Annotated in this window: 25 protein-coding genes; 14 read left to right on the top strand and 11 right to left on the bottom strand. The window is 69.1% G+C overall.

Annotated features, from left to right (window positions below; all coding sequences use genetic code 11):
• Positions 1 to 518 precede the first annotated feature (518 nt).
• Entirely contained in the window at positions 519 to 1,013 is a 495-nt protein-coding gene (locus ACFV9C_RS37645; RefSeq protein WP_380201467.1) for an FABP family protein, read from the top strand.
• Between the two features lie 49 nt (positions 1,014 to 1,062).
• Here ACFV9C_RS37645 and ACFV9C_RS37640 read toward each other — a convergent pair whose 3' ends face one another.
• A complete protein-coding gene (locus ACFV9C_RS37640) occupies positions 1,063 to 1,740 on the bottom strand; it encodes a response regulator (RefSeq protein ID WP_380201465.1) in 678 nt (225 codons plus the stop codon).
• Positions 1,733 to 2,989: a sensor histidine kinase gene (locus tag ACFV9C_RS37635; protein WP_380201463.1), complete on the bottom strand. Its 1,257-nt coding sequence runs from the start codon at positions 2,987 to 2,989 to the stop codon at positions 1,733 to 1,735. Before ACFV9C_RS37635 ends, ACFV9C_RS37640 begins: the two co-directional genes overlap by 8 nt.
• A 111-nt stretch (positions 2,990 to 3,100) precedes the next feature.
• Between ACFV9C_RS37635 and ACFV9C_RS37630 the strand changes: the two genes are divergently transcribed.
• Complete coding sequence (locus ACFV9C_RS37630) at positions 3,101 to 4,462, top strand: cation:dicarboxylate symporter family transporter (protein ID WP_380201460.1); 1,362 nt, start codon at positions 3,101 to 3,103, stop codon at positions 4,460 to 4,462.
• Between the two features lie 68 nt (positions 4,463 to 4,530).
• On the opposite strand, the gene ACFV9C_RS37625 is transcribed toward ACFV9C_RS37630, so the two are convergent.
• Positions 4,531 to 5,352 carry an LLM class flavin-dependent oxidoreductase gene (locus ACFV9C_RS37625; RefSeq protein WP_380201458.1) on the bottom strand — a complete coding sequence of 274 codons (822 nt, stop codon included), beginning with the start codon at positions 5,350 to 5,352 and terminating at the stop codon, positions 4,531 to 4,533.
• 111 nt (positions 5,353 to 5,463) lie between these two features.
• Between ACFV9C_RS37625 and ACFV9C_RS37620 the strand changes: the two genes are divergently transcribed.
• The 3 genes from ACFV9C_RS37620 to ACFV9C_RS37610 all read left to right on the top strand — a co-directional run bounded on the left by ACFV9C_RS37620 (position 5,464) and on the right by ACFV9C_RS37610 (position 8,792).
• A complete protein-coding gene (locus ACFV9C_RS37620) occupies positions 5,464 to 6,456 on the top strand; it encodes a YgfZ/GcvT domain-containing protein (RefSeq protein ID WP_380201456.1) in 993 nt (330 codons plus the stop codon).
• A 71-nt stretch (positions 6,457 to 6,527) separates the two neighbouring features.
• Positions 6,528 to 7,532 (top strand): asparaginase, encoded by a 1,005-nt coding sequence (locus ACFV9C_RS37615; protein WP_380201454.1) that lies wholly within the window; start codon positions 6,528 to 6,530, stop codon positions 7,530 to 7,532.
• Positions 7,533 to 7,655: 123 nt separating this feature from the next.
• Complete coding sequence (locus ACFV9C_RS37610; protein ID WP_380201452.1) at positions 7,656 to 8,792, top strand: FAD-dependent monooxygenase; 1,137 nt, start codon at positions 7,656 to 7,658, stop codon at positions 8,790 to 8,792.
• Here the strand turns inward: ACFV9C_RS37610 and ACFV9C_RS37605 are convergent.
• The gene (locus ACFV9C_RS37605) at positions 8,778 to 9,413 is read right to left on the bottom strand and encodes a TetR/AcrR family transcriptional regulator (protein WP_380201450.1); all 636 of its coding nucleotides are present in this window, start codon (positions 9,411 to 9,413) and stop codon (positions 8,778 to 8,780) included. The two genes, ACFV9C_RS37610 and ACFV9C_RS37605, sit on opposite strands and share 15 nt — an antisense overlap.
• 273 nt (positions 9,414 to 9,686) lie before the next feature.
• Here ACFV9C_RS37605 and typA point away from each other — a divergent pair, with 273 nt between their 5' ends.
• Both typA and ACFV9C_RS37595 read left to right on the top strand, forming a co-directional pair.
• The gene (gene typA, locus ACFV9C_RS37600) at positions 9,687 to 11,549 is read left to right on the top strand and encodes a translational GTPase TypA (protein ID WP_380201448.1); all 1,863 of its coding nucleotides are present in this window, start codon (positions 9,687 to 9,689) and stop codon (positions 11,547 to 11,549) included.
• A gap of 192 nt (positions 11,550 to 11,741) precedes the next feature.
• Positions 11,742 to 12,338 carry a L,D-transpeptidase gene (locus tag ACFV9C_RS37595; protein WP_380201446.1) on the top strand — a complete coding sequence of 199 codons (597 nt, stop codon included), beginning with the start codon at positions 11,742 to 11,744 and terminating at the stop codon, positions 12,336 to 12,338.
• Between the two features lie 27 nt (positions 12,339 to 12,365).
• Here ACFV9C_RS37595 and ACFV9C_RS37590 read toward each other — a convergent pair whose 3' ends face one another.
• Positions 12,366 to 12,869 carry an O-acetyl-ADP-ribose deacetylase gene (locus ACFV9C_RS37590; protein ID WP_380201444.1) on the bottom strand — a complete coding sequence of 168 codons (504 nt, stop codon included), beginning with the start codon at positions 12,867 to 12,869 and terminating at the stop codon, positions 12,366 to 12,368.
• 78 nt (positions 12,870 to 12,947) lie between these two features.
• Between ACFV9C_RS37590 and ACFV9C_RS37585 the strand changes: the two genes are divergently transcribed.
• Entirely contained in the window at positions 12,948 to 13,739 is a 792-nt protein-coding gene (locus tag ACFV9C_RS37585; protein WP_380201442.1) for a L,D-transpeptidase family protein, read from the top strand.
• Positions 13,740 to 14,428: 689 nt separating this feature from the next.
• On the opposite strand, the gene ACFV9C_RS37580 is transcribed toward ACFV9C_RS37585, so the two are convergent.
• The 5 genes from ACFV9C_RS37580 to ACFV9C_RS37560 all read right to left on the bottom strand — a co-directional run bounded on the left by ACFV9C_RS37580 (position 14,429) and on the right by ACFV9C_RS37560 (position 17,656).
• Positions 14,429 to 14,773: a DUF2516 family protein gene (locus ACFV9C_RS37580; protein WP_380201440.1), complete on the bottom strand. Its 345-nt coding sequence runs from the start codon at positions 14,771 to 14,773 to the stop codon at positions 14,429 to 14,431.
• Positions 14,774 to 14,885: 112 nt separating this feature from the next.
• On the bottom strand, positions 14,886 to 15,428 hold the full coding sequence (locus ACFV9C_RS37575) for a hypothetical protein (RefSeq protein ID WP_380201438.1): 543 nt from the start codon (positions 15,426 to 15,428) through the stop codon (positions 14,886 to 14,888).
• Between the two features lie 25 nt (positions 15,429 to 15,453).
• Positions 15,454 to 15,840, bottom strand: a complete 387-nt coding sequence (locus ACFV9C_RS37570) for a helix-turn-helix transcriptional regulator (RefSeq protein WP_344200184.1) — start codon at positions 15,838 to 15,840, stop codon at positions 15,454 to 15,456.
• A gap of 80 nt (positions 15,841 to 15,920) precedes the next feature.
• Positions 15,921 to 16,664, bottom strand: a complete 744-nt coding sequence (locus tag ACFV9C_RS37565) for an SDR family NAD(P)-dependent oxidoreductase (RefSeq protein WP_380201436.1) — start codon at positions 16,662 to 16,664, stop codon at positions 15,921 to 15,923.
• Entirely contained in the window at positions 16,661 to 17,656 is a 996-nt protein-coding gene (locus ACFV9C_RS37560; RefSeq protein WP_380201434.1) for a hypothetical protein, read from the bottom strand. The genes ACFV9C_RS37565 and ACFV9C_RS37560 overlap by 4 nt, the downstream gene beginning before the upstream one ends.
• 94 nt (positions 17,657 to 17,750) lie before the next feature.
• Between ACFV9C_RS37560 and ACFV9C_RS37555 the strand changes: the two genes are divergently transcribed.
• The gene (locus ACFV9C_RS37555; RefSeq protein ID WP_380201432.1) at positions 17,751 to 18,947 is read left to right on the top strand and encodes an amidohydrolase family protein; all 1,197 of its coding nucleotides are present in this window, start codon (positions 17,751 to 17,753) and stop codon (positions 18,945 to 18,947) included.
• On the opposite strand, the gene ACFV9C_RS37550 is transcribed toward ACFV9C_RS37555, so the two are convergent.
• Complete coding sequence (locus ACFV9C_RS37550; RefSeq protein WP_380201430.1) at positions 18,919 to 19,662, bottom strand: SDR family oxidoreductase; 744 nt, start codon at positions 19,660 to 19,662, stop codon at positions 18,919 to 18,921. The two genes, ACFV9C_RS37555 and ACFV9C_RS37550, sit on opposite strands and share 29 nt — an antisense overlap.
• 103 nt (positions 19,663 to 19,765) lie before the next feature.
• Between ACFV9C_RS37550 and ACFV9C_RS37545 the strand changes: the two genes are divergently transcribed.
• The 5 genes from ACFV9C_RS37545 (at position 19,766) to ACFV9C_RS37525 (ending at position 26,243) form a co-directional block, all read left to right on the top strand.
• Positions 19,766 to 20,623 carry a helix-turn-helix transcriptional regulator gene (locus tag ACFV9C_RS37545; RefSeq protein ID WP_380201428.1) on the top strand — a complete coding sequence of 286 codons (858 nt, stop codon included), beginning with the start codon at positions 19,766 to 19,768 and terminating at the stop codon, positions 20,621 to 20,623.
• A 4-nt stretch (positions 20,624 to 20,627) separates the two neighbouring features.
• Positions 20,628 to 21,905, top strand: a complete 1,278-nt coding sequence (gene mshA, locus ACFV9C_RS37540; RefSeq protein ID WP_380201426.1) for a D-inositol-3-phosphate glycosyltransferase — start codon at positions 20,628 to 20,630, stop codon at positions 21,903 to 21,905.
• The gene (locus ACFV9C_RS37535) at positions 21,902 to 22,390 is read left to right on the top strand and encodes a YbjN domain-containing protein (protein ID WP_380201424.1); all 489 of its coding nucleotides are present in this window, start codon (positions 21,902 to 21,904) and stop codon (positions 22,388 to 22,390) included. Before mshA ends, ACFV9C_RS37535 begins: the two co-directional genes overlap by 4 nt.
• A 9-nt stretch (positions 22,391 to 22,399) precedes the next feature.
• Positions 22,400 to 23,146, top strand: coding sequence for a phosphoglyceromutase (locus ACFV9C_RS37530; RefSeq protein ID WP_380201422.1), 747 nt, complete (start codon positions 22,400 to 22,402; stop codon positions 23,144 to 23,146).
• A 1,087-nt stretch (positions 23,147 to 24,233) separates the two neighbouring features.
• On the top strand, positions 24,234 to 26,243 hold the full coding sequence (locus ACFV9C_RS37525) for a hypothetical protein (RefSeq protein WP_380201420.1): 2,010 nt from the start codon (positions 24,234 to 24,236) through the stop codon (positions 26,241 to 26,243).
• The last annotated feature ends 49 nt before the right edge of the window (positions 26,244 to 26,292 follow it).

The following is a 26,292-nucleotide window of genomic DNA, read 5'->3' as shown; positions in this document are numbered from 1 at the left end:
TCGCACCGCGGGACCTCGCACCGCGGGACCTCGCACCGCGGGACCTCGCACCGCGGGACCTCGCACCGCGGGACCTCGCACCGCGGGACCTCGCACCGCGGGACCTCGCACCACGGGACCTCGCACCACGGGACCTCGCACCGCCGGAGCCTGCACCACGGGAGCCGGCACCGCGGGACCTCGCACCACGGGACCTCGCACCACGGGACCTTGCGCCGCGGGACCTCGCACCACGGAACCTCGGACCGCGGGATCTCGGACCGCGGGACCTCGGACCGCGGGACCTCGCGCCGCGGGGCCTCGCGCCGTGGGACCCAGTTGAGGGGCGCCGGGGTGGGGGCGTGCGGGATGTCACGTGGTGGGGGAGCGGGGGGTGGGGTGGGGGTGCTTTAGACTGCCGGTGTGTTGCATGTTGTGTTCACCACGTTGCTGATTCTGGTCTGTGTGTTCATGGGCTGGTTCTCGGCGTTTGTCGTCTATCGGCTGTATCGCGGCCGTAACGCGGGCTGAGTGATCCCATGGCGTTCGAGATTCCGCAGGATCTGCACCCGGACCTGATGCCGCTGGCGTGGTTGCTCGGGCGGTGGGAGGGGCGCGGGCACGGGGACTACCCGACGATCGAGAAGTTCGAGTTCGGGCAGCAGATCGACTTCACGCACAACGGGAAGCCGTACCTGCACTACGTCAGCCAGACGTTCGTGGTCGGTGAGGACGGGACCAAGGAGCGTCCGCTCGCGGTGGAGACCGGGTTCTGGCGGCCGCAGCCGGACAACAAGGTCGAGGTGATCCTGGCGCACCCGACGGGGATCGCGGAGATCTGGTACGGCGACATCGACGGCGCCAAGATCGAGCTGCAGACCGACGTGGTGGCGCGCACCACCTCCGCCAAGGAGGTCACCGCCGGCCACCGGCTGTACGGCCTGGTGAACGGCGAGCTGCTCTGGGCGTACGACATGGCCGCCGAAGGCCAGTCGCTCCAGCCCCACCTCTGGGCAACCCTCGTCCGCACCTGACACTTTACGTCCGAAGAACTGCGCGGACGTCTCGCCACTTCTTCGGACGCTAGCTCTCCGCCACCCAGGAGTACTCGACCTTCGGCCGGCCGCTCCGCCCGTCGTACCGTTGGGTCCGCAGTGCCTGTCCCTGGTCGGCGAGGTGTTCGAGGTATCGCCGCGCCGTGATCCGCGACGTACCGAGTGAGGTCGCGACCTCCTCCGCGGTCCATCCCTCACGGTCGGCCAGCAGCTGTACGACGCGGTCCAGTACGCCGCCGGCCAGCCCCTTCGGCACCGACGAGACGGTTGCTGGATGCAACAATCGGTCGACCTCGTCCTGATCCGCGACGACCTCACCGAGCGCGGCGGCCCGGCGTTGCCGCGCGTACGCCGTCAACCGGTCCCGCAACGTCTCGAACGCGAACGGCTTCAGCACGTACTGCACCACCCCGATGCGCGCCGCCGCCTGCACGGCCGCGACCTCGCGCGCGGACGTCACCGCGACCACGTCGGTCTGGTTGCCGAGGGCACGCATCCGCCGGACGATGTCCAGCCCGTGCCCGTCCGGAAGGTTCATGTCCAGCAGCACCAGGTCGAGGCCCCCGCGGGCGAGCACCTGCAGCGCGCGTCCCGCCGTACCGGCGACGCCGACACACGTGAAGCCCGGCAGGCGATCGACGTACGTGCGGTGGGCTTCGGCCGCGACCGGGTCGTCCTCGACGACCAGTACGCGTAGGTCAGGCACTCGCGCTCACCGCCCGCGGCAGCCGCACCCGCACGGTCAAGGCGGGTACTTCGTCGAGCTCGGAATCCGGGTCGACCATGAGCGAACCCTGCCACCGCTCGACCGTACTGCGCACCAGGACGAGCCCGAGCCCGTGTCCCGGCTCGGCCTTCGTGGTCCAGCCGCGCTCGAACATGTGCGCCAGCTCCACCGACCCCAGCTCGGCGCCGGTGTTCGTCACGATCAGGTCCACCGCGTCCGCGGTCGTCGCCGCCCGGAACTCGACCTTCCGCGGCGCCGGCCCGCCGCGCGCGGCCTCGATCGCGTTGTCCAGCAGGTTTCCGACCACGGTCACCACGTCCTGCGCGGGCAGCCGTGTGTTCAAAGCCTCGTGGCCGAGGTCGAGCGTGAGTACGACGCCGCGCTCCTGCGCCTGCGACAACTTTGCCAACAGCAACGATGCCAGCACCGGGTCGCCGACCGTACCGACGACACGGTCCGTCATCGCCTGCGCGAACTGCAACTCCGACACTGCGAACTCCCGGGCCCGTTCCGGCTTGCCGATCTCGATCAGGCTGACCACGGTGTGCAGCCGGTTCGACGCCTCATGATTCTGTGCCTGCAGCGATTCCGCCAAACTCCGTACGGCGTCCAGCTCGCCGAGCAGCCGCTGCAACTGGGTGTGGTCCCGCAGCGTGACGATCCGCCCGCGCCCGGACGGCTGCTGGTTCACGACCACGACGCCCCGCGCGCCGAGGTGCAGTTCGTCGTACGCCGTCCGCCCGGTCGCGAGGAGCTCCGCCAGCGGGGCGCCGAGGTGCAGGTCCTCCAGCGGCGTACCGGGTACGACGGTGCGCAGCCCGAGCAGCGTCAGCGCCTCGTCGTTCGCGAGCTGGACCCGTCCGTCGGTGTCGAGCAGGATCAGGCCCTCGCGGGCGGCGTGCAGCACGCCCTGGTAGAAGTCGAGCATCCGGGCGAGCGACTGCGTACCCACGCCCCGGGTGGCCCGGCGTACCCGCCAGGTGACGAGCGCGTTGCCGGCGATCGCGATCCCGAGCATCAGGCTGGCGATCCCGAGCATCGACCGCAGGTCGAGCCGGAGCAGCTCCCACCAGTTCGGCGCGGGCAGGCCGCTCACCGCCGCGTCGCGCAGAGCCTGGGCGCGGGAACGGCTCACCATCACGATCCAGGACATCGCAATGAGTACTGTGACCGTGACGGTCTGCAGCCAGAAGACCTGGCGGCGCAGCTCCCACGGCCTGTGCTTCATGGCGAACAGTGTGCACCGCGAACGATATGAACGAAATGCGCGCTTCTCCTGTGCGTCACGTCACAGTTACCCAACAACACCCCCTCCGCCGGCCGATACAGGAGTCCCACCATGTCGAGCCCGACCGAACCCCGCCCGACGCCGGTCCGCAACGACCGGACCCATTTCCTCTACATCGCCGTCATCGTCGCCGTGCTGCTCGGCATCGGTGTCGGTCTGCTGTTCCCCGACTTCGCGGTCGAGCTGAAACCGCTCGGCACCGGCTTCGTGAACCTGATCAAGATGCTGATCAGCCCGATCATCTTCTGCACGCTGGTGCTCGGCATCGGCTCGGTCCGCCAAGCCGCCAGCGTCGGTAAGGTCGGCGGTCTCGCGCTCGTCTACTTCCTGGTGATGTCGACGGTCGCACTCGCCATCGGCCTGGTGGTCGGCAACATCGTCCAGCCCGGCGCCGGCCTCAACCTGACCGACAAGCTCCGCGCGGCGGGCCAGAAGCAGGCCGCCGGCGCGCACACCAGTACGACGGACTTCATCCTCGGCATCATCCCGAAGTCGTTGCTGTCCTCGCTGACCGAGGGCGAGGTGCTCCAGACCGTGCTGGTCGCGCTGCTCGTCGGCTTCGCGCTGCAGGCGATGGGCTCGAAGGGTCAGCCGATCCTGGTCGGCATCGGCCACATCCAGCGGCTGGTGTTCAAGGTGCTGTCGATGATCATGTGGACGGCCCCGGTCGGCGCGTTCGGCGCGATCGCGGCGGTGGTCGGCGCCACCGGCACGGACGCACTGATCAGCCTCGGCAAGATCATGATCGCCTTCTACATCACGTGTCTGCTGTTCGTGGTCGTCGTTCTGGGCGCGATCTTGCGGATGGTCACCGGCGTCTCGATCTTCCAGCTGCTGCGGTACCTGGGCCGGGAGTTCCTGCTGATCGTGTCGAGCTCGTCGTCCGAGACCGCGCTGCCGCGGTTGATCGGCAAGATGGAGCACCTCGGTGTGGATCGTTCGGTCGTCGGTATCACCGTGCCGACCGGGTACTCGTTCAACCTCGACGGAACCGCGATCTACCTGACGATGGCCTCGCTGTTCATTGCCGAGGCGATGAACACGCCGTTCTCGATCGGGCAGCAGATCTCGCTGCTTCTGTTCATGATCGTGGCCTCGAAGGGCGCCGCCGGTGTGACCGGCGCGGGCCTGGCGACACTGGCCGGCGGATTGCAGTCGCACCGGCCGGAGCTGGTCGACGGTGTCGGTCTGATCGTCGGCATCGACCGGTTCATGTCCGAGGCCCGCGCGCTGACGAACTTCGCCGGGAACGCGGTCGCGACCGTGCTGGTCGGCCACTGGGTCGGCGAGTTCGACAAGGAGCAGGCCAAGCGGGTGTTCGCCGGCAACGACCCGTTCGACGAGGTCGCCTTCGCTGCCGGTGACGCCCACGGCGAGGCGGCCCCGCCTGCTGTCGCGGAAGCCCACGCATAGTCCATCTGTCCCCCCCAAGCACTGCCCACCGGAGCCACAGCCCGGCGGGCAGTGCTGTGAAGGGAGAGTTAGCGGTCCTTCAGAAGCTCGACGACCGGTGCCAGGTCCTCGAGATAGGTCGAGTTGACGGTGATGTACGACGTACCGAACTCGTCCCGCCGGCGCTGTAGCTCGTCCGCCATCTCCTGCGGCGTACCGCGGAGCAGCATCAACGAATCGCTCGCCTCGAGTACGTCGGGATCGACCCCGGCCGCGCGCTTCGTCCACGGCGGCAGCTCGCGGGTGCCGGCCGCGAACAGGTTCATCGCCAGCTCGATGTCGTCCGCCCGCGATCCGGCCAGCTCACGCAGGTCCTTGACCAGCTGGGCGACCTCGGCGCGCGGCGTCATCGCGTCCTTCGCCAGCGAGACGATGTCGGCGCGGGCGGCGGCCAGGGCGAGCGCCCGCGGTCCGCCCGCGGCCAGCATGATCGGCGTACGGCGGTCACCGTCGAGTTCCCGCAGCGTGTCCAGGGTCCGCCGTACCTGGTCGCGCCGCTCCTTCGCCGAACCCCACGGCAGGCCGATGTCCGCGGTCTGCTGCTCCGCGTCCGGGCGCCCGGTCCCGATGCCGAACTCGAACCGCCCGTCGGTGAGCACGGTCAGCGTGTGCGCCTCCCACGCGGCCGCCTGCGGGGTACGCAGCGGGGCCGCCGCGACGAACGTGCCGACCCGGATGTCCGCGACCGCGGCGGCCATCGCCAACGACGGGAACGGCGACGGCAGTTGCAGGCCGTCCGGCATCAGTACGGTCGTGTACCCGAGCTCCGCGGCCCGGCGTACGGTCGTCGTCCACTCCGCGCCGGTCCGCGGGCTGCCGACCACGCCGAACCGGAATCGCCTGTCGCTCATCGCCCTGCTCCCCTCGATGGTTTGGTACCTCCACAGTGGCGGTAGCAGGGGTCTGTCCACATCCCACGGCGGGAGTCCTTCGGTGTACGCCGAAGGACGTACTCTGGTGACATGTCACGCAACCGCAGCCCCTTGCTGGACCGCCCCGGCGCCGTCGAGGCGGACGGACTCGATGCCGGAGTCGCGGCGCACTACGGCTCGGATCTGCGCGAGCAACGGGCGCTGGTCGCGGGTACGGCGTTCGTCGACCTGTCGCACCGCGACGTCGTCACGATCACTGGGCCGGATCGGCTGACCTGGCTGCATGCGCTGACCACGCAGTACTTCGAGGGGCTCAAGCCCGGGACGTCCACGACGGCGTTGCTGCTGTCGCCGACGGGGCATGTCGAGCACGTGATGTACGGCGTGGACGACGGCGAGACGTTCTGGCTGCATACGGAACCTGGTGCGGCGGCCGCGTTGGTGGAGTGGTTGCAGAAGATGGTGTTCATGTCGCGCGTCGAGATTGCCGATGTGAGCGATGAGTACGCGATCATCTGGCGGCCCGGGACTGCGGACGAGAAGTACCTCAGTCGGAGCGGCGAGGATTCGCTTGGTGGGTATGAAGTGTTCTTGCCGCGGGGCGAGTTGGCGAAGCTCGAGGGGCCGGCGGCCGGGGTGTGGGCGTACGAGGCGTTGCGGATCGCGGCGGGCCAGCCGCGGTTCGGGTTGGACACGGACGAGCGGGCGATTCCGAACGAGCTGGGGTGGCTCGGGGTCGGCGTACATCTGAACAAGGGGTGTTATCGCGGGCAGGAGACGGTCGCTCGGGTCCACAACCTCGGGCGTCCGCCGCGCCGGCTGGTGCTGCTGCACCTGGACGGGTCGGTCGATCACCTACCGGCGCACGGGTACGCCGTCCGCGCCGGCGAGAAGCAGGTCGGCTCGATCGGCTCGGCTGCTCGTCACCACGAGCTAGGCCCGATCGCCCTCGGCCTGATCAAGCGCAACGTGGACCCCGAGATGGAGTTGCAGATCGTCGCCGACGACCAGCCCACCGTCACCGCCACCCAGGAGCTCCTGGTGGACCCCGAGGTCGGCCTGCACGTCCGCTCGCGTTTGTAGGACCTACGCCGCACTCGGGCCGTGACCCGAATCATTCGCAACCGGCCGTTTTGCGCCTGTACAGTTCAGGCGTGACCGAACCTGTGATCCTGGCCGACGTGGTCCGCAGCGGCTTCGTCGAAGGCCACCACCGCGGCTCCGTCGTGGTGACCAACCCGGACGGCTCCGTCGAGTGGTCCGCCGGCATCGTGGACGAGCCGATGTTCCCCCGCTCCTCCAACAAGCCCATGCAGGCCCTCGCCATGCTCCGCCACGGCCTCCCGCTGACCGGTGAACTCCTCGCGCTGGCCGGCGCCTCGCACTCCGGCGAGCAGTTCCACCTCGACGGCGTACGGGCGATCCTCGCGCAGGCCGGGCTGGACGAGTCGGCGCTGCGGACGCCCACGGCGTACCCGATGGAGACCGCGGACCGGGACGCCTGGGTGTGCGCGGGCCGCGCGCCGGAGCGGGTCGCGATGAACTGCTCGGGCAAGCATGCCGCGAAGATCCTGACCAGCACGCTCAACGGCTGGCCGATCCACGACCCCGCGACCGAGAACGACCCGCACGCCAAGTGGGGCCGCGACGACTACCGGTCGCCGGATCACCCGCTGCAGCAGGCGATTCGTACCGCGATCGAGGACTCCGCCGGCGAGAAGGTGTCGTACGTCGCCGTCGACGGCTGCGGTGCGCCGATCTTCGCGATCAGCCTCTCCGGACTGGCCCGGTCGTTCGGGCTGTTCGCGGCGTCGGCGGCGGACACGTACGAGGGCCGGGTGGCGAACGCGTTCCGCGAGTTCCCGCAGTACGCCAGCGGGAGTACCCGGGACGAGACCAAGCTGATCCGCGGGGTCGACGGGCTGTTCTGCAAGGTCGGCGCCGAGGGCGTGTTCGCCGTCGGGCTCGCCGACGGGCGGGGCATCGCGCTGAAGATCGAGGACGGCGACGCCGGCAAGCGGTCCCGCGAGCTGGTGACCGCCGCGACGTTGCGCCGGATCGGCGTCGAGGCACCCGTCATCGACGAGCTGCTCGACAGCGTCGTACTGGGTGGTGGCGTGAAGGTCGGCGAGATCCGGCCGAGCGCACTGTTCGGCTGATCCTCTCCGGAAACTTCTCGCCGCGGAACGCCGATTTCTTTCCGGAAAGGCCTCCCGCGGGTGGAGTTGTGGATACGCCCGCTGTCGTATGCGTACGGCGGCGGGCGTTTCTATCGTGGTCGTGTGGATGAGGCGATCGTGGTGGGTGGCGGGATCGGGGGTATGGCGGCGGCTGCTGCGCTCGGGCGGGCCGGGTGGCGGGTGCGGGTGCGGGTGCTGGAGAGTGCGCCGGAGTTCCGCGAGGTGGGGGCCGGGCTGGCGGTGACGGCGAACGGACTGCGGGCGGCGCAGGTGATCGGGGCCGCGGACGGCATCCGGGCGAAGGGGTACGTCGTACGGGCGGCCGGGACCCGGCGGTGGGACGGGGAATGGTTGCTCAAGGCACCGGACGGTGACGGCACCCGGATGACCGGGATCCACCGGCAACGGCTGCACGATGCGGTCGCCGGGGTGCAGGAGGCCGACGTGGTGACGGGGGCCCGGGTCACCGCCGTCGAGCCCGGTATGCCGGGTGGCGAGCGGGCGCTCGTGACTTGGAACGACAAGCACCGGGCATGGGCTGATCTGGTCGTCGGGGCCGATGGCCTACGGAGTATGACCCGGCAGCGTCTGTTCGGGAATGCCTTGAAATACACGGGTTTCAGTTGCTGGCGGGCCGCGGCGCCGGACACCACGCTCGACGACCGGTTCGCGATGACGTGGGGGCGGCGGGCGGAGTTCGGGGCGTTGCGGATCAGCGCGGACGAGGTCTACTGGTACGGGTACGTCGCGATGCCGGCCGGGCAGGTGATCGCCGACGAGGTGCGGGCCGTGCGGGAGTACTTCGCCGACTGGGCTCCCGACGTACGGCGGCTGACCGCGACCACCGGTGAGGTGATCCGGCACGACGTGTGGGTACTGGCGCGACCGTTGCCGCGGTACACCGGCGGGCGGGTGGTGCTGCTCGGGGACGCGGCGCATCCGATGCTGCCGACGCTCGGGCAGGGCGCGAACTCGGCGCTGGAGGACGCGGTGTCGCTCGGGCTGCTGGTTCCGGCGGGTGGCGATCTGCGGGCGGGTCTCGCGAAGTACGAGAAGGCCAGGTACCGGCGTACTCAAAGGCTGGTGAACCGGTCGGCGTGGATGGGGCGGACCGGCGCGCACCTCGGCCGGGGTCAGTGGTTGCGGAACACGATGCTCAAGCTCACGCCACCTCGGGCCGCCCTGCGGAACGGCACCCGGATCTTCGAGTGGACCCCGCCCGGTTCATTTGGCGCGTAGGCGGTCCACGACCGGGGACGTGAACGGGAGCGGCGTGGCCGGTTCCGGGAGTGAATAGCCGGCGTACAGGCGACGGCGGACGGCTTCCAGCGGGAAGGTCTCGCGGTAGATCGCGAGTTTCACCGTCACGCCCTCCAACGTTGCTCTGAGCAACATCTCCTCGACGGCCGGGTCGGCGGCGCCGCGGGCAGCGAACACGTCCCGGATCGCGTCCTCGACCAGCGACAGGCGTTCGGACTTGGCGTCCTCGACGCGGGCGAACACGTCGTGCGTCCCCGGCTGCATCATCAGGCTGATCGCGAGCCGCTGGATCGGCAGCGTGCCGGCCGCGGCGGTCAGCGCGCCGTCGATGATGCCGGCCAAACGTTCATCAGGAGTTCCCTGAATGGACAGGATGCCCGTGATGCCGTCCAGCCAGCGGTCCAGGAGCTCCGCGGCGAGCTGTTCCTTGGTGGCGAAGTAGTACGACACCAGGCCGCGGGAGACGCCCGCGACCGCGGTGATCTCGGAGATCGACGCGGCCTCGTACCCCTTCGCGGCGAAGACCTCGAGGGCCGCGGCCAGGATCCGCTCGCGGGACCGCTCCCGCGCCTCCTGGTTCACGCTCGCCGAACGCGGCACCGGTCTCCTCGCACTGGTCAGGGCCCTGAAGCGCCGGGCAACCCCCACACCCCTGTGTGCCCGGCGCCTCGGGGCTGACCCCCCGTGGTTACGGCCCCTCCCCAGGCGCCACCTATAGACTGGACGTCCAGTCAACCAATGTCAAAGCCTGTCCCGTTTTCCGGACACCTGCGGTGAACAGGTAAGATGAGGTCGCTGCGCCCTGTGTCGAGTGGCACGTGAAACCAGCCGTAGCCACCGCCAGAACCCTCTGACTGCTTGGAGCGCTTCCTCATGCCTGTCCGTAACGACCTGCGCAACGTCGCGATCGTGGCCCACGTCGACCACGGGAAGACCACCCTCGTGGACGCGATGCTGTGGCAGTCCGGCGCGTTCGGTGCCCATCAGCACGTCGACGAGCGGGCGATGGACTCCGGCGACCTGGAACGTGAGAAAGGCATCACGATCCTCGCCAAGAACACCGCTGTCCGGCACAAGATGGCCAACGGCGAGCAGATGACGATCAACATCATCGACACCCCGGGCCACGCCGACTTCGGCGGCGAGGTGGAGCGCGGGCTGTCGATGGTGGACGCGATCGTGCTGCTGGTGGACGCCTCCGAGGGCCCGCTGCCGCAGACCCGGTTCGTGCTCCGCAAGGCGCTGGCCCGGAAGATGCCGGTGATCCTCGTGGTCAACAAGGTGGACCGCCCGGATGCCCGGATCTCCGAGGTCGTCGACGAGACGTACGAGCTGTTCCTGGACCTGCTCGACCACGACGCCGACCAGAGCGCGCTGGACTTCCCGGTCGTCTACGCGTCGGCCCGCGCCGGCCGCGCCTCGCTGAACCAGCCGGCCGACGGCGGTCTGCCGGACTCCGAGGACCTCGAGCCGCTGTTCGAGACGATCCTGGCCAACGTTCCCGCTCCGGAGTACACCGAGGGCGCACCGCTGCAGGCGCACGTGACGAACCTGGACGCCTCGCCGTTCCTCGGCCGGCTCGCGCTGGTCCGGGTGCACGAAGGCACGCTGAAGAAGGGCTCCCAGGTCGCCTGGTACCGGCACGACGGCACGATCCAGAAGGTGAAGATCACCGAGCTGCTGGTCACCGAGGCGCTCGAGCGGGTGCCTGGCGACTCGGCCGGCCCCGGCGACATCGTCGCGATCGCGGGCATCCCGGAGATCATGATCGGCGACACGCTGACCGACCCGGACAACCCGAAGCCGCTGCCGCTGATCACCGTGGACGAGCCGGCCATCTCGATGACGATCGGTACCAACACCTCCCCGCTGGCCGGCCGGGTCAAGGGCACCAAAGTGACCGCGCGGCTGGTCAAGGACCGGCTGGACCGCGAGCTGGTCGGCAACGTGTCGCTGAAGGTGCTGCCGACCGAGCGTCCGGACGCGTGGGAGGTGCAGGGCCGTGGTGAGCTGGCGCTGGCCATCCTGGTCGAGCAGATGCGCCGCGAGGGGTACGAGCTGACCGTCGGCAAGCCGCAGGTGGTCACCCGCGAGATCGACGGCAAGCGGCACGAGCCGGTCGAGCGGCTGACCATCGACTGCCCGGAGGAGTACCTCGGCACCGTCACGCAGCTCCTCGCGGTCCGCAAGGGCCGGATGGAGCAGATGACCAACCACGGCACCGGCTGGGTCCGGATGGAGTTCCTGGTCCCGGCCCGCGGGCTGATCGGGTTCCGGACCGAGTTCCTCACCGACACCCGCGGTACGGGGATCGCGCACCACGTGTTCGAGGGGTACGAGCCGTGGTTCGGCGAGCTGCGTACCCGCCCGTCCGGTTCGCTGGTCTCCGACCGCGCCGGTGCGGCGACGTCGTACGCGATGATCAACCTGCAGGAGCGCGGCACCATGTTCGTGGAGCCGGCCACCGAGGTGTACGAGGGCATGATCGTCGGCGAGAACTCGCGCGCCGACGACATGGACGTCAACATCACCAAGGAAAAGAAGATGACCAACGTCCGCTCGAACGCGGACGAGTTCGAGAAGCTCGTGCCGGCCCGGAAGCTGTCACTGGAGCAGTCGCTGGAGTTCTGCCGCGAGGACGAGTGCGTCGAGGTCACGCCGGACGCGATCCGGATGCGGAAGGTCGCGCTGACCCAGATCGAGCGCGCCAAGCTGGGCCGCAAGACCAAGAGCTGAGCTGCCCAGGACACGAACCGGAAACGGTCGGTCACGGGATGCGGTGGAGATACATCCGGATGTGATACACCATTCCTCGGCCGAGGGTGGGGGTCGGCCGGGGGAAAGAAAGTTTTGATTCGTTACCAACCAGACGTGAAGTAGCGACGTCTGTCTTGTGGAAGCACACTTTGGGGGAAGGACAAGGGAATCATGGGCATTCTGCGTAAGCTCGGCGCGACCTTGACGGCTGCCGCGTTCGTCGGCGCCGGAGCACTCTCGGCGACCACCGCGGCCGAGGCCGCACCGCGTCTCGCGGGGTCGGCGCAGAGCTCCACGACGGCACCGAAGCCGGTGGGCCTGCCGCCGTCGGCCGCCCCGGCGGCCGCCAAGAGCACCGCCGCGAGCCAGGCCGCGGTGATGCGCAAGTACCGGCTGGACAGCCGGTGCATGACCCGGGGACGGGTGCTGTGCATCAACAAGAAGACCCGCAAGCTGGTCTACTTGGTGAACGGCAAGCCGGTGCAGATCATGGACGTCCGGTTCGGCGCGATGAAGACCCCGACCCGGAACGGCGTCTTCAAGGTCTACCGGAAGTCGAAGAACCACGTCTCGACGCTGTACCACTCGAAGATGCCGTACGCGATGTTCTTCAGCGGCGGCCAGGCGGTGCACTACTCGTCGGACTTCCGCGCCCGCGGCTACAACGGCGCGTCGCACGGCTGCGTGAACGTACGCGACAAGAGCAAGATCGCCTGGGTGTTCGCCCGGGTGCACGTCGGCGACAAGGTCGTCGTCTACAACAAGTGAGCTGACTGATCGACAGCGGCCGGGGAGCTAGTGCCCGGCCGCTGTCGCGTTCCGGAACGCCTTGTACAGCCGGGGTTCCACCAGGCAGAACGTTGCCCTCGACACCTTTGTCGACGTCCGCCGGAGCGTCTGTACGGCGATCTCCGCGGCCGAGCGGGCCGGCCAGCCGTAGATCCCGGCCGAGACCGCCGGCAACGTCATGGTCGCGACGCCGAGCTCGTCCGCGATCCGCAGCGCGTTGCGGTAGCAGGACTCGAGCAGCGCCGGATCCCGCTGGCCGGCGGTGTAGTTCGGGCCGACGACATGGATGACGTACGACGCGGGGAGCGCGCCCGCGGTGGTCCACACCGCCGTACCGGTCGGAGTGCCGTTCGGGTACCGCTCGACCAGCTCCGCGAGGATCTCCGGCCCGCCCGCACGGTGGATCGCGCCGTCCACGCCGCCACCGCCGCGGAGCGCGTGATGGGCTGCGTTCACGATCGCGTCCGCGGGCACCGTGGTGATGTCCGCGGTGCTGAGCACGATCTCCATGAGCGGTTCCTCCGGTACGCTGTGGGACCAACCATTTCGGTGGTCGGGACGTCCTACGAGTGTAGGAAAGGGGGCTCGATGCGCGGGCTGATCATTCGGAAGCTGCTCACGACGCTGGTTGTCGGCGGAGCGATTGCGGCACTCATGGGGGCCGGAATGACCGCGACCGCGAACACCGCGGACGTGCGCGCGACGCCGTTCGAGATCAGCGGCGAGCTGCCGATCTACCCGAAGGCCGTGTACAAGAACGGCTCCAGCGGGAAGGACGTGCGCAAGGTCGAGGCCCGGCTCGTGCAGCTGAAGCTGCTCGAGAAGCGCTACCAGGACGACGACTTCGGGACCATGACCCGGTCCGCGGTGAAGAAGTTCCAGAAGTCCAAGGGCATTCCCCAGCTCGGGTACCTGGACCAGAACACGCTGGACCAACTGGTCAAGGCGACCCACGAGCCGACCCAGGCCGAGCTGTACCCGCCGGCGCCGGTGGTCGACGGCAAGAAGCTCGACCCGCGCTGCGCGACCGGGGTGGCGCTGTGCATCGACAAGACCACCCGCAAACTGCGGTACGTCGTCGACGGCGTCGTGAAGATGCAGATGGACGTCCGGTTCGGCGCGGTGAAGACCGCGACCCGGGAAGGCAGCTTCACGGTCGGCTGGAAGAGCCGGAACCACGTCTCCAAGCTGTACGACTCGAAGATGCCGTACGCGATGTTCTTCAGCGGCGGCCAGGCGGTGCACTACTCGTCCGACTTCGCGGCCCGCGGCTACAACGGCGCCTCCCACGGCTGCGTGAACGTACGCGACCTGGCCAAGATCAAGATCCTCTTCAACGAGGTAAACGTCGGCGACAAGGTCATCGTGTACCGCTCGTAGTCACCGCACGAAGGCCTGCCAATCGAGAGCGGTGACGTAAAAACCAACAGGACATAGACACCCACGACGCCCTCGACAGACGGTGCCTGCGCCTGCACGGACCAGAACGTGGACCGACACGTCCTGTCGAAATTGCATCTCCTCCAGCCTCGTACGGAGTACTGGGCGATCTCCCGCGTGCATCGCGCCCGGTCCGCCCAGGACCCACCTCACGCGAGAATGTGAGCCCGAAGCCGGAGCCCAGTCCGGTCCGGGGCGCGGGCTGGGTTGGGGAGGATTGGCTACCCGATTCGGCACACAATGCTCCCCAGGCCGGCGTGGGCGAGTTCTTGGATGGTCTGTTGCAGGTCGGAGCCGTCCATCGGATGACGTCTCCGAACAGGAGGTCGCCGCTGTGCATCGCCGACTGGTAGATAGGCCAACCGCATCGCACCCACCTGGCGCATGCACGCGGCCGCTCTTCCCGGCGAGCAGCACCCCCACGTGTTAGTTCCACCGACCAGGTAGGACCCCGCCTGTCAGCGCCTTCTCTGGAGAGGGTGCAGCACCCTGTCAGCTTTCCTCGCACGGCGCGGCACCTGTCAGCGTTCCCTCTGGACGGTGCGGTACCTGTCAGCTTTTCGTCGCACGGCGCAGCACCTGTCAGGTTGTCCTCGGACGGTGCGGTACCTGTCAGCTCTTGGGCGTGCTTAGAGGGGGCGCGGGCCTCGGCGGCGGCGGAGGGCGCCCCAGCCGCCTCGGCCGCGGCCGGTGGCGGCGCGTAGGGCTGGGCGGGCGTCGACCAGGTAGACGGCGGAGGCGACGATGCCGATCAGGCCGAAGAAGCTGAGCCAGCCCTGGAAGACCTGGCTGAGGGCGAACACGGCCAGGATCAGCACCCAGCCGGGCTTGGTGAGCTTGTCGGCAGCGATGAACACGGCCCGTGGCCGGAACACGGCATCGGCGAGGGCGACCAGCTTGATGGCCATCAGGACCCACCAGATCACCGCCAGCGGATCTGCGAATCCGGGGATCAGGCTTTGCCAGATGCTCATGCTACGAGCCTAACCGACAGCCGGGCGGCCCACCGCTGCTCGAACGCAGCTGGGGACCGCCCGGTCACAGGATTCACCTCGAGGTGGGGGAATCGTCACACTCGGTCGCGATTCAGTCGCCGATCTTGTCCGCGGCGGACTCGGCGGCCTTGGTGGCGGCCTTCGCGGTCTTGCGGGCGCTGGTCGCGGTGGCCTTGAGGTTCCGGGACGCGGTCTGCGCGGTCTTCTTCGCGGTGGTGCGGGTGGCCTTGGCCTTGCTCACCGTGGTCTTGGCGGCGGCCTCCAGGTCCTCGGTGGCCTGCTGGTGGCGGATCCGCTCGACCAGGTCCTTGCCGCGTCCGGCCAGGTCCTCGTACGTCTCCTCGGCCTGGCCGAGAACGACGGTGAGACCGGTCTGCGCGGTCTTCGGCAGCTCGCGGAGCTTCGCCGGGGCGGTCCGGGCGTCGGCGACGATCGCTTCGAAGCGCTTGGTCAGCTCGGCCTGCGCCTTGCTGAACTCGGTCTGCGCCTTGGTGAGCTCGGCCTGCAGGGTCTTCTGGTCGAGCTTGGCGAACCGGGCGGTCACGTCGACGCCGACGGCGCGGACCTTCTCGACCGCGAGGTCGCCGGCTCCGGCGATCGCGTAGAACGGGGTAACGGGCGTACGGGTAGCCATCAGGCTGCTCCTCGGGGTGTATTTGTCAGTCAGCAGTGGGGGTGTTCTCGCGGACGAACGACGCGTACACGTCCAGCAGCACTCGCTTCTGCCGTTCGTTCAACGCCGGGTCGAGCAGGACGGCGTCGACCACACCGGAGGGCTGCTTGCCCTCCTGGCTCTCGTCCGGATCGAGAATGCCGGCCCGTACGTAGAGGGTCTCCGCGGAGATCCGCAACGCCTTCGCGAGCTGCTGCAGCACATCGGCCGACGGTTTCCGCAGGCCGCGCTCGATCTGGCTGAGGTACGGGTTCGACACTCCGGCCAGGTCGGACAGCTGCCGCAGCGACAACTGCGCGTGCCGCCGCTGCTCGGCGAGGTACTCCCCGAGGGAGCCCACCGCCCCAGCCGCCCGATCACTCAACTTGGCCACGCACCCAGTGTGCTAGCAGGTGCTTGCAATTGCAAGCAGGCCACCCGTGAGGCCGCTCACGTGAAGGACTTACCGGTGGACTACTGCTCCCGGTGGACCTTGTGCTGGGCGGCCTGGGCACGGGGGCGGACCGTGATGCGGTCGATGTTCACGTGGGCTGGGCGGGTGGCGATCCAGGCGACGATGTCGGCGACGTCGTCGGAGGTCAGCGGCTCGCGGACCCCGGCGTACACGGCATCGGCCTTGGACTGGTCGCCGTTGAAGCGGGTCAGCGCGAAGCCCTCGCTCTGCACCATGCCGGGGGCGATCTCGGTGACCCGGACTGGCTGGTCGTACAGCTCCAGGCGGAGCGTGTCGACGACAGCCTTCGCACCGTGCTTCGCGGCGACGTACCCGCCGCCGCCCTCGTACGCGACCTGGCCGGCGGTCGAGCCCATCACGATGATCGTGCCGCGGCCGGCGATGAGGGCCGGGAGCAACGACTTGGTGACCGCGGCGACCGCGATCACGTTCACCTCGAACATCCGCCGCCAGGCATCCAGGTCGGCCTCGGCCACCGGCTCCAGCCCGAACGCGCCGCCGGCGTTGTTCACCAGCACCTGCAGTTCGTCCCCGACCGCGGCGGTCAGTGCGGCGACGTCCTCGGCGGACGTCACGTCGCACTGCACCGCGCGGCCGTCGATCTCCTTGGCCAGCGCCTCGATCCGGTCCAGCCGCCGCGCGGCGCAGATCACCTCGAAGCCCTCCCGGGCGAGGTACCGCGCCGACGCGGCCCCGATCCCACTGCTAGCACCGGTCACCACGGCAAGAGGACGAGTCGTCATACCCCAAGCTTCTCAAAAGCTTTCACGGGCTCGACGGGCTGTCTCACCGGCCGTCGAGCTGCCGCGACGACCGCGGCAAGCGCGACCAGGCTGATCGCCAGGAAGCCACCGAACATTCCGAGGGTTTGTCCGTCGGGGTGGATCAGCGACTGGCCGCGGAACGCCTGGACCGCGACGGTCGTCATCACACCGGCGTACGCGAAGGCAGCGACGCCGACGAGCCGCGCCCGTACCCGCTCCGGCTGCAGCCAGGTCATCCGGCGGCCGAGGAAGTGCAGCGCGAGCAGGACGAGCAGCAGGAAGTGGATCGCATGCAGGCCGACGAAGTGCGGGATCCGGAGGTCGCCGCCGACCGTGCTCCAGTGCGTCAGCGGCATGCCCGGACCGCCCGCCTCGACACCGATCCCGTGGCTGCCGGCCAGCGTCACGTCGTGGCCGTACGCGTCCTTGACCTCCGTACGCTGCCCGTTCGCCCCGACGAGGTAGAACGCGAGCGCCATCCCCGCCACCGCCAGCCCGAGGCCGACGCGGATCGCGCGGTTCAGCGAGGCGTCGCCGACGCGCTGGAACAGCAGCATGATCGCCACCACCAGGCTGGCGCCGAACAGGCCGAGTACGCCGGACATGAAGACCTGCTGCCCGACCTGGTTGAACGTGTCGAGGTTCGCGTTGAAGTGGCTGAATGTGCCACGGGCCGCCTGTACGGCGATGAACCCGACGTCGACGATTCCGGTGACCGCGAACACGGTCCCGGTCCACCAGCCGAAGCGCTTCGCCTTACGCAGCTTGGAGAGCAGCCAGGCGAGGGTGGCGCCGTACAGGACGAACGAGATGCCGAACGTGGACGGCTTGAGCCACACGGACTCGTTGAGGATCTCCCGGTGGTCGACCGCGAGCCCGACCCCGGACGTCAGGACCAGACCGGCCATGGCGAGCACCATCAGCATCAACGGACGATGCCAGGACTTGACTGCTTCAAGGGCTGTACGCATGTCTCAATGCTTTCGGCGAATGGCCGGTTGAGCAGTGGGGCGAGAGCCTCAGTCGGGGTGGTGGTAGACCCACCCTTCGAGCAGACTGCGGGACATGATCGCGGTGCGGGCGGAGCGGATCTTCGACGGAGAGCGGATCGTCGACGAGAACCTGGTACTGATTGAGAACGGGAAGGTTGTTGGTCTCGGTGGGGAAGCTGGGGGTGAGGTTCGGGAGTTTCCTGGGGCGACGGTCATGCCGGGGTTGGTTGATGCTCATGTGCATCTGAGTGCTGATGCGGGGCCTGGGGCGCTGGATCGGTTGGGGAACTTGCGGGTTGCTGCGCAGACGGCGGGGCTTGCTGCTACCCGGCGGGCGTTGGGGGCGACGATCGAGCGGTCCTTGCGGCTGCAGCTCGCGGCGGGTGTCACCACGGTTCGCGATCTTGGGGACCCGTACGACGCCGTACTGAAGTGGCGGCGTGACGCCCCGGCTGGGCTTCCGACGGTGGTGGCGTCGGGCACTCCGTTGACCAGCGTCCGTGGTCATTGCTGGGGTTTCGGTGGCGAGGCGTCCGGGCCTGACGCGATGCGGGCCGCCGTCCGCGAGCGGGCCGCGAACGGTGCCGATGTCATCAAGATCATGGCCAGCGGCGGTGTGATGACGCCCGGGACCGACACAATGAGCCCGCAGTTCACGTCCGAGGAGTTGGGAGCAGCGGTCGAAGAAGCCCATGCGCACGGGCTTCCGATCACTGCCCACGCCCACGCGCTGTCCGCCGTACGCCAGGCGATCGACGGGGGCGTCGACGGCATCGAGCACTGCACCTGCCTGACCCCGGAGGGCGTGTCCATCGACGACCACCTGCTCGACCAGCTCGCGGGGATCGCCGTCTGCGGGACGCTCGGCTCGGACCGGGCGGTCGTCGTACCGCCCGAGATCCTCGAGTTGGTGGCGAAGGCCGGCACTAGCGAGGCCGCGCTCCAGCAGGCGGTCCGCCGGCTGTACGACGGCGGCGTCCGGATCGTCGCCGGCTCCGACGGCGGGATCGGCCCGGCGAAACCGCACGGCCTGCTCCCGGCCACGCTCGCCGAGTACGTCGAGGCCGGGCTCCCCGCGACCGCAGCGCTGATCGCCGGTACGTCGGCCGCCGCGGACGCGCTGCGGGTGCCGAAGGGACGGATCCGGCCCGGCGCGGACGCCGACCTGCTCGTCGTACCGGGTGATCCGACCGCGGACATCACGGTGCTGGCCGATCCGACCGACGTCTACCTCGCCGGCGTCAGGCTTGGCGGGTCGGCAGGGCGATGATCTGGCGCAGGTTCAGTTCGCGGCGGCGGCTGACCGCGAACGTGACCACGTCGGCGATGTCGGCGGCGTGCAGCGGCCCGATCTGCTCGTTCATCGAGGCGATCAGGTCCTGCCCGGAGTCGTCGAGGTGGGTGGCGAGTTCGGTGTCGGTGAGGCCCGGTTCGACGTTCGTGACGCGGACGTCGTACGGCGAGAGGTCGGCGCGGAGGGCCGCGGACAGCTGGGTCAGGGCGGCCTTCGTCGCGCCGTAGACCGCGTACCCGGGGAAGATCGCGTGCGCGCCGATCGACGAGATGTTCACGAGGTCCGCCGTACGGCCGTCGCTCGCTGCCTTGATCAGGTCGGGGGTGAAGGCGTGGATCAGCCGGAGTACGCCGGTGACGTTGGTGTCGATCATCCGGGTCCAGTCGTCGAGCCGGCCGTCGGCGATCGGGGCCGCCAGCATCACGCCGGCCGCGTTCACCACCAGGTCGACGGTGCCGAGCCGTTCGTGGATCTTCGCGGCGCCGGCGTCCACGGAGTCCTGCCGGGTGACGTCGATCCCGACGCCGAACGTCCGGTCGCCGAGCTTGCCGGCCAGGTCGTCGAGGCGGTCCTGCCGCCGGGCGACCAGCGCGACCGCTGCGCCGGCCTCGGCCAGTTGGGTGGCGATCGCGGCGCCGATTCCGCTGGCCGCTCCGGTGACTACCGCGTTGCGAATGCTCAAGTTGGTCATGGCATCGATCCTGGGGCGGTCGCCGCGGCTTACCCAGGTGTCTGTCGAGCCTGGTTCTGGCAGGACCAGGTTGCGGATCCGGCCGGTCTGGATACTGGAGGGCATGGATCGTCGTGCGGAGCTGAGCGAGTTCCTCAAGACCCGGCGGGCGCGCGTGCGGCCGGAGGAGCTCGGCATCAAGGTGTACAGCGGGCGACGCCGGGTGCCCGGCCTGCGCCGCGAGGAGCTCGCGCAGGCGGCCGGCGTCAGCGCGGACTACTACGTACGCCTCGAGCAGGGCCGCACGGACAACGTCTCGCAGGAGATCCTGGACGCGGTCGCCGACGTACTGAAGCTGACCGACGACGAGCGCGAACACCTTGCCGTACTGGCGAAACCGGTCCGCCGGAAACGCCGCCGTACGACGACGCAACGGGTGCGGCCCGGCCTGCAACGGCTGCTCGACTCGATGACCGACGTACCGGCGTTCGTGCTCGGCTACCGGATGGACGTGCTGGCCTGGAACGAGCTGGCCGCCGCGCTGAACGGGTTCGACCAGAAGCAGCCGAACGTGCCGCGGATGGTGTTCCTCGACCCGGCGCTGCGCGACTTCTACCCCTCGTGGGAAGAGGTGGCGGAGGAGAGCGTCGACTACCTGCGGGTGTACGCCGGGCGGCACCCGGACGACCCGGAGCTGGCCGAGCTGGTCGGGGAGCTGTCGATCCGCAGCCCGGAGTTCCGCGAGTACTGGGCGCGGCACGACGTGAAGGACAAGACGTTCGGGGCCAAGCTGCTGCACCATCCGGTGGTCGGCGAGATCGCGGTCTCGTACGAGACGCTGCGGCTGCCGGGGGACCCGGATCAGCTGCTGGTGACGTACACGGTCGAGCCCGGCTCGACCTCCGAGCAGAACCTGCGGCTGCTCGCGAGCTGGGCGGCCGCGGACACCGGTCTGCCCGCGGAAGTCCCGGAGATACCCTGACCAGGTGACCGAAACCCCCGTCTCGCAGATCCGGCGGGTCGCGATGATCAGCCTGCACACGTCGCCGCTCGACCAGCCCGGCACCGGGGACGCCGGCGGCATGAACGTGTACGTCGTGGAGCTGTCGAAGCAGCTCGCCGGGCTCGGGATCGAGGTCGACGTCTTCACCCGGGCGACCGCGTCCGTGCTGCCCGCACGGGTGGAGCTGCTGCCCGGGGTGACGGTCCGTAACGTTGCCGCCGGCCCGTACGAGGGCCTGACCAAGAACGAACTGCCCGCCCAGCTGTGTACGTTCGCCCGCGCGGTGCTGCGCGCCGAAGCGATCCACGAGCCCGGCTGGTACGACGTGATCCACTCGCACTACTGGTTGTCCGGCCAGGTCGGCCTGCTCGCCCGCGATCGTTGGGCGGTCCCACTGGTCCACACCATGCACACGATGGCCAAGGTGAAGAACGCCAGCCTGGCCGAGGACGACGTACCGGAGCCGCCGGCCCGGCTGATCGGCGAGGAACAGGTGGTCGAGTCCGCGGACCGGCTGCTTGCGAACACCGACGACGAGGCGCACGAGCTGATCTCGCTGTACGGCGCTCAGCCGGCGAAGGTCGGGGTGGTGAACCCGGGCGTCGACCTGGACCTGTTCCATCCCGGTTCTGAGGCCTCGGCGAGGCGTGAGGTCGGGTTGCCGGCGGATGCCGTCGTACTGGCGTTCGTCGGGCGGCTGCAGCCGTTGAAGGCGCCCGACCTGCTGATCCGGGCGGCGGCGCGGATGCTCGCGCGCGACCCCGGGCTGCGCTCACGGCTGGTGGTGGCGATCATCGGCGGGCCGTCCGGCAACGGGATGGAGCACCCCGAGTCGCACGCGGAACTGGCGCGGGCGCTCGGGATCGACGACGTGGTCCGGTTCGTGAAGCCGATGGAGCGGGGCCGGCTGGCCTCCTGGTACCGGGCGGCCTCGGTCGTGTGCGTCCCGTCGTACTCGGAGTCCTTCGGGCTGGTCGCGCTGGAGGCTCAGGCGTGCGGAACGCCGGTGGTCGCGGCGGCGGTGGGCGGCCTGAGTACGGCGGTCCTCGACGGGCGGACCGGGTACCTCGTGCACGGGCACGGCGTGGACGACTTCGCCGACGCGCTGGCGCGGATCGCGACGGATCCGGCCGTCCGCGAGAGCATGGGCCGCGCGGCGGTCACCCATGCACAAGGGTTCGGGTGGGAACTGACCGCACGCAGGACGCTGGCGGCGTACCGGACCTCAGCGCACACGATGGCGGCGGAGGTGGCTGGGTGAGAGTGTCGGCGGCGGACGTGATCCGGCAGGTGCTGACCGAGAACGAGCTGGAGTTCACCGAGAGCGAGCCGGGCATCTTTGCTGCGGAACTGCCGGGGGAGCGGAAGCTCAAGACGGGCGTGACGCTGTCGGTCGGGCCGCAGGCGGTCCACGTGCATGCCTTCGTCGCCCGGCATCCGGACGAGAACCACGCGGCCGTCTATCGCTGGCTGCTGGAGCGGAACCTGAAGATGTACGGCGTCGCGTTCGCCGTGGACCACCTCGGGGACATCCACCTGGACGGGCGGGTGCCGTTGCACGCGATCACACCCAGTGAGGTGGACCGGCTGCTCGGAGCGGTGCTGGAGTACGCCGATTCGTCGTTCAACACGATCCTCGAGCTCGGGTTCGCGACGTCGATCCGGCGCGAGTACGAATGGCGCGTGTCGCGCGGCGAGTCGACTCGGAACCTGGACGCTTTCAAGGGCTGGCTGGAGCCTCGATAACATGCGGGTATGACCTATCGCCTGATCCTGCTCCGCCACGGCCACAGCGACTGGAACGCCAAGAACCTCTTCACCGGCTGGGTCGACGTCGACCTCAACGCCCAGGGCGTCGAGGAAGCGCAGCGCGGCGGCGAACTGCTCCGCGACCGCGACCTGCTGCCCGACGTACTGCACACCTCGGTCCTGCGGCGCGCGATCCGGACCGCGAACATCGCCCTCGAGGTCGCCGAGCGCCAGTGGATCGACGTACGTCGCTCCTGGCGGCTGAACGAGCGGCACTACGGCGGCCTGCAGGGCAAGGACAAGAAGCAGACCCTGGAGGAGCTCGGCGAGGAGCAGTTCATGCTGTTCCGCCGGTCGTACGACACCCCGCCGCCGGCCATCGAGCGCGGCTCCGAGTACGACCAGGCCGGCGACCCGCGGTACGCCGCCCTCCCGCCGGAACTGCTGCCGACCACCGAGTGCCTGAAGGACGTCGTCGAGCGGATGCTCCCATACTGGTACGACGCCATCGTCCCCGACCTCCGCGCAGGCAAGACCGTCCTCGTGACGGCCCACGGCAACAGCCTCCGCGCCCTCGTCAAGCACCTCGACAACCTCGACGAAAAGACCGTCGTCGGCCTGAACATCCCGACCGGCATCCCCCTCTTCTACGAACTCGACGACAACTTCAAGCCCCTCACCCCAGGCGGCGAATACCTCGACCCCACCGCCGCCCAGGAAGCCATCGAAGCAGTCAAAAACCAGGGCCGCTAAACCCCAACCACCAGCCGCGCCAAGGACCCACCTTCGGCGCGGCTGCTCTCTCCACCTCCAGAAAGGCCACGCCTCCGGCCCGGCCATTTGTCGCCGGCTTCGCCGGGTGCGAGTGAGGTGCTGCCGGGTGGAGGTGCTGGCGCGGGATCTGGTGGTGGGGATGGAAAGGTCGCGCCTGCGGCGCGGCTGCTTCTTGCGGCTTCGCCGGGTGCGCATGAGGTACCACCGGGCCGAGGCACTGGCGCGGGATCTGATGGCGGCGTGGAAGGGTCGCGCCTGCGGCGTGGCTGCCTGTTGCCGGCCCTCAGGCTGACCGGCGCCGAGCTCACCGCTGCGATGCGCGCCGTACTGGCCGACAGATGACGAGGGGCGGACCGCCGTGCGGACCGCCCCTCACGAAAAAGTGGGGCTCTGCCATTTGAGCTACGTCCCTCCAACGAGGGCGCCGGGACTCGAACCCGGATCGTCCACCTCAGTCGAAGCATCCGGCGATGAACCGCTGGGACTGACTCCCCATGCTCCGCTACGACCAACCTGACTCCACGTCAAGTCTACCACCGAGGCGATCGACTACGCCTCCGCGCCGAAGGCACCTCCTTCGTACCGTGCACGACGGCCGTTCGCCGATGCCTCCACCCGGCGGGCCTTCCGCGCACCCGACGGACCGGGTGGAGGTGCTGGCACGGGATCTGGTGATGGGGTTGGGAGGTCGCGCCTGCGGTGCGACTGCTTGTTGCGCTTCGCCGGGTGCGCGTGAGGTACCACCGGGCCGAGACGCTGGCGCGGGATCGTGGAAAACCATCCCCTGGCGTGGGGCGGTTGATCAGCCGCGTAGTTGGCCCCTTGAGTGAACGGGCGCGTGTCCTGTTCGCGGGTCCGGTGGGTTTTGCGCCGAGGCCTCGGCCCGGTGGTGCCTCACGCGCACCCGGCGGAGTCGGCAACGGGCAGCCGCGCCGCAGGTGTGTCCGTTGGTTGGGTGGGGGTGAGGTCTTGCCGTGGGACGGGAGCGGTCTTAATCTCTTATTTACGGGATATAGTTTCGTAATGCTGTAGATATCCGTATTCCACCGCTCTGGAGGACGGAATGATGCGTCGTGTCTGGGTTTTGCTGGTTGCGTTGTTGTTGATCCCGGCCGCTGTGCCGCGGGCTGCCGCTGGGCCGCCGGCGGGGGAGGCGGTCGGAAGACCCGAGCCGTTCCTGTCCGCGATGGAAGGCGGGAACACGGTTGAGGCCAAGATCCGGGAGGCCGCTCCGCGGGCGGATGGGTTTCGGCATATCGATACGCCGGCGACGATCCGCCGGCTGCAGCAGATGCACGCGACGATGTACACGTTCGGCATCTGGGACAAGGCGACCGACTGGGACGATCTGCGGCTGGAGTTCGCGCCGGCGGCGGCTCGTGCGGGGATCGACGTGATGGTGTACCTCGTGCCGCCGTCGGAGTGTTTCCTGAACTCCGCGCGGCATCTCGACGGGCGGTGTTCGCGGCCGTTCGACACCGACTACGTCCGCTGGGCGACCGAGCTCGGCAAGCTCTCGCTGGCCTACCCGAACATCAAGTCCTGGGGCATCGACGACTTCCTCGTCGGCGCCAACAGCACGCTGTTCACCAAGGAGTACCTCGGCCAGGTGCGCGCCGCGATGAACGCGGTCAACCCGCACCTCAAGTGGTACGTGACGCTCTACTCCTGGGACATCACCCCGGCCACCGCCGACAAGATCAAGGGCGCCCTGGACGGCGTGATCTTCCCGTACACGGGCTACGTCAACAACTCGATCGACCCCACCTGGCTCGAACCTCGCCTGGACTCGTCCCTCGACGTACTGCGGCCCGCCGGCCTCAGCCTCGTACTCCTCGTCTACACCGGCCGCTTCCTCGACGGCATGATCCACCCCGACGAGCGGTACGTCGCGGACGTGATGCGCCGCGCCACGCCGTACCTGAAGGACGGCCGCCTCGACGGCGTCATCGCGTACGGCGCCCCGGTGCGGACCGATCTGCAGCAGCCGAGCTGGGACTACTGGGGTCACTCCGGAAACGGCCGGCTCAGCCTCAGCGTCGGCAACTTCACCTCGACCGTCGACGGGAGCTACGCCGCCGCCTCCCAGCAGATGGTTGTCTCCGGCAACGGGCCGCGGTCGATCACCTTCAAACACAGGGATCCCGACGTGGGCGGTCTCCGCGGGTACCAGTTCAAGCAGGTGCTCGTCGACGATCAGGTGGTCTGGCAGGCCGACGTCGAGGAGGATCCGAAGGAGACCTGGCTCACCACGACCGTCGACCTGACCGCGGCCCTGCAGGGCAAGACGTCTGCGAAGGTCACGTTCCGGCTGTTCGACCAGCGCGGCGTCGGCTGGTGGCCGCTCGACTGGAGCATCGACGACGTCACCGGCCACGGCGTCGTCGTACGCAACGGAGGCTTCGAGCAGAACCGGGACTGGGACCTGACCCGCAACTACCCGACGATGCAGCCGTACATCGACATCTACTCGATCGACCGCCCGGCGCGGATCTTCAACGCGATCGGTACGGCGTACGCCCGGTACCAGGGCCGGCCGTACAAGCCGGTGCAGGGCCCGCGCGGCGACGCCGTACGGATCGGGCCGGACAACCGGGCGATGTACGGGAACGGCCGGCTCGCGTTCACCGTGCCGAACGGGCCGATCCCGGCGAACACCTGCGCCACCGCGACCCAGCAGGTCCGGGTGAAGCAGGGGCAGCCGCGGTACGAGATCTCGTTCTGGCACGCGGATCCGGAGCAGGCGCGGTTCGGCGAGATCTTCAAGCAGCTGCGGATCGACGGGCAGCTGATCTGGAGCCGGGACGCGGGCGACTACTGGCCGTGGTTCTACCTGAACGGTTCCGACCACCAGGGCGGGATCGACGTGACGGACTTCGTGCGGGGCAAGCCGTCGGTGTCGATCCAGTTCGGGATCTGCACCAAGCAGGCGGTCACCAGCCCGGGCATGGTCGTCAACTTCGACCACCTCGAGGGCATCAACCTCGACATCCACAACGCGGGCTTCGAGAACCGGTCGGCCTGGTCGCTGAGCGCGAACAGCCCACTCCAGGCGGACATCGCGATCGCCCGCTGAACAGAAACAGGCGCCCCCGGCAACGAACCGGGGACGCCTGTCTGCAGCA

This window comes from Kribbella sp. NPDC059898 (assembly GCF_042730855.1).
GTDB lineage: Bacteria > Actinomycetota > Actinomycetes > Propionibacteriales > Kribbellaceae > Kribbella.
This window is presented reverse-complemented; position numbering and strand designations above follow the sequence as displayed.

What these genes read in the sequence shown, in the direction of transcription:
- ACFV9C_RS37595 (WP_380201446.1), top strand. Translation starts at nt 11,742, where the DNA reads ATGGGCATTCTGCGTAAGCTCGGCGCGACCTTGACGGCTGCCGCGTTC.
- ACFV9C_RS37565 (WP_380201436.1), bottom strand. Translation starts at nt 16,664, where the DNA reads ATGACGACTCGTCCTCTTGCCGTGGTGACCGGTGCTAGCAGTGGGATC.
- ACFV9C_RS37585 (WP_380201442.1), top strand. Translation starts at nt 12,948, where the DNA reads ATGCGCGGGCTGATCATTCGGAAGCTGCTCACGACGCTGGTTGTCGGC.
- ACFV9C_RS37635 (WP_380201463.1), bottom strand. Translation starts at nt 2,989, where the DNA reads ATGAAGCACAGGCCGTGGGAGCTGCGCCGCCAGGTCTTCTGGCTGCAG.
- ACFV9C_RS37620 (WP_380201456.1), top strand. Translation starts at nt 5,464, where the DNA reads ATGTCACGCAACCGCAGCCCCTTGCTGGACCGCCCCGGCGCCGTCGAG.
- ACFV9C_RS37550 (WP_380201430.1), bottom strand. Translation starts at nt 19,662, where the DNA reads ATGACCAACTTGAGCATTCGCAACGCGGTAGTCACCGGAGCGGCCAGC.
- ACFV9C_RS37575 (WP_380201438.1), bottom strand. Translation starts at nt 15,428, where the DNA reads ATGGCTACCCGTACGCCCGTTACCCCGTTCTACGCGATCGCCGGAGCC.
- ACFV9C_RS37530 (WP_380201422.1), top strand. Translation starts at nt 22,400, where the DNA reads ATGACCTATCGCCTGATCCTGCTCCGCCACGGCCACAGCGACTGGAAC.
- ACFV9C_RS37645 (WP_380201467.1), top strand. Translation starts at nt 519, where the DNA reads ATGGCGTTCGAGATTCCGCAGGATCTGCACCCGGACCTGATGCCGCTG.
- ACFV9C_RS37590 (WP_380201444.1), bottom strand. Translation starts at nt 12,869, where the DNA reads ATGGAGATCGTGCTCAGCACCGCGGACATCACCACGGTGCCCGCGGAC.
- ACFV9C_RS37525 (WP_380201420.1), top strand. Translation starts at nt 24,234, where the DNA reads ATGCGTCGTGTCTGGGTTTTGCTGGTTGCGTTGTTGTTGATCCCGGCC.
- ACFV9C_RS37555 (WP_380201432.1), top strand. Translation starts at nt 17,751, where the DNA reads ATGATCGCGGTGCGGGCGGAGCGGATCTTCGACGGAGAGCGGATCGTC.
- ACFV9C_RS37580 (WP_380201440.1), bottom strand. Translation starts at nt 14,773, where the DNA reads ATGAGCATCTGGCAAAGCCTGATCCCCGGATTCGCAGATCCGCTGGCG.
- ACFV9C_RS37630 (WP_380201460.1), top strand. Translation starts at nt 3,101, where the DNA reads ATGTCGAGCCCGACCGAACCCCGCCCGACGCCGGTCCGCAACGACCGG.
- typA (WP_380201448.1), top strand. Translation starts at nt 9,687, where the DNA reads ATGCCTGTCCGTAACGACCTGCGCAACGTCGCGATCGTGGCCCACGTC.
- ACFV9C_RS37560 (WP_380201434.1), bottom strand. Translation starts at nt 17,656, where the DNA reads ATGCGTACAGCCCTTGAAGCAGTCAAGTCCTGGCATCGTCCGTTGATG.
- ACFV9C_RS37625 (WP_380201458.1), bottom strand. Translation starts at nt 5,352, where the DNA reads ATGAGCGACAGGCGATTCCGGTTCGGCGTGGTCGGCAGCCCGCGGACC.
- ACFV9C_RS37545 (WP_380201428.1), top strand. Translation starts at nt 19,766, where the DNA reads ATGGATCGTCGTGCGGAGCTGAGCGAGTTCCTCAAGACCCGGCGGGCG.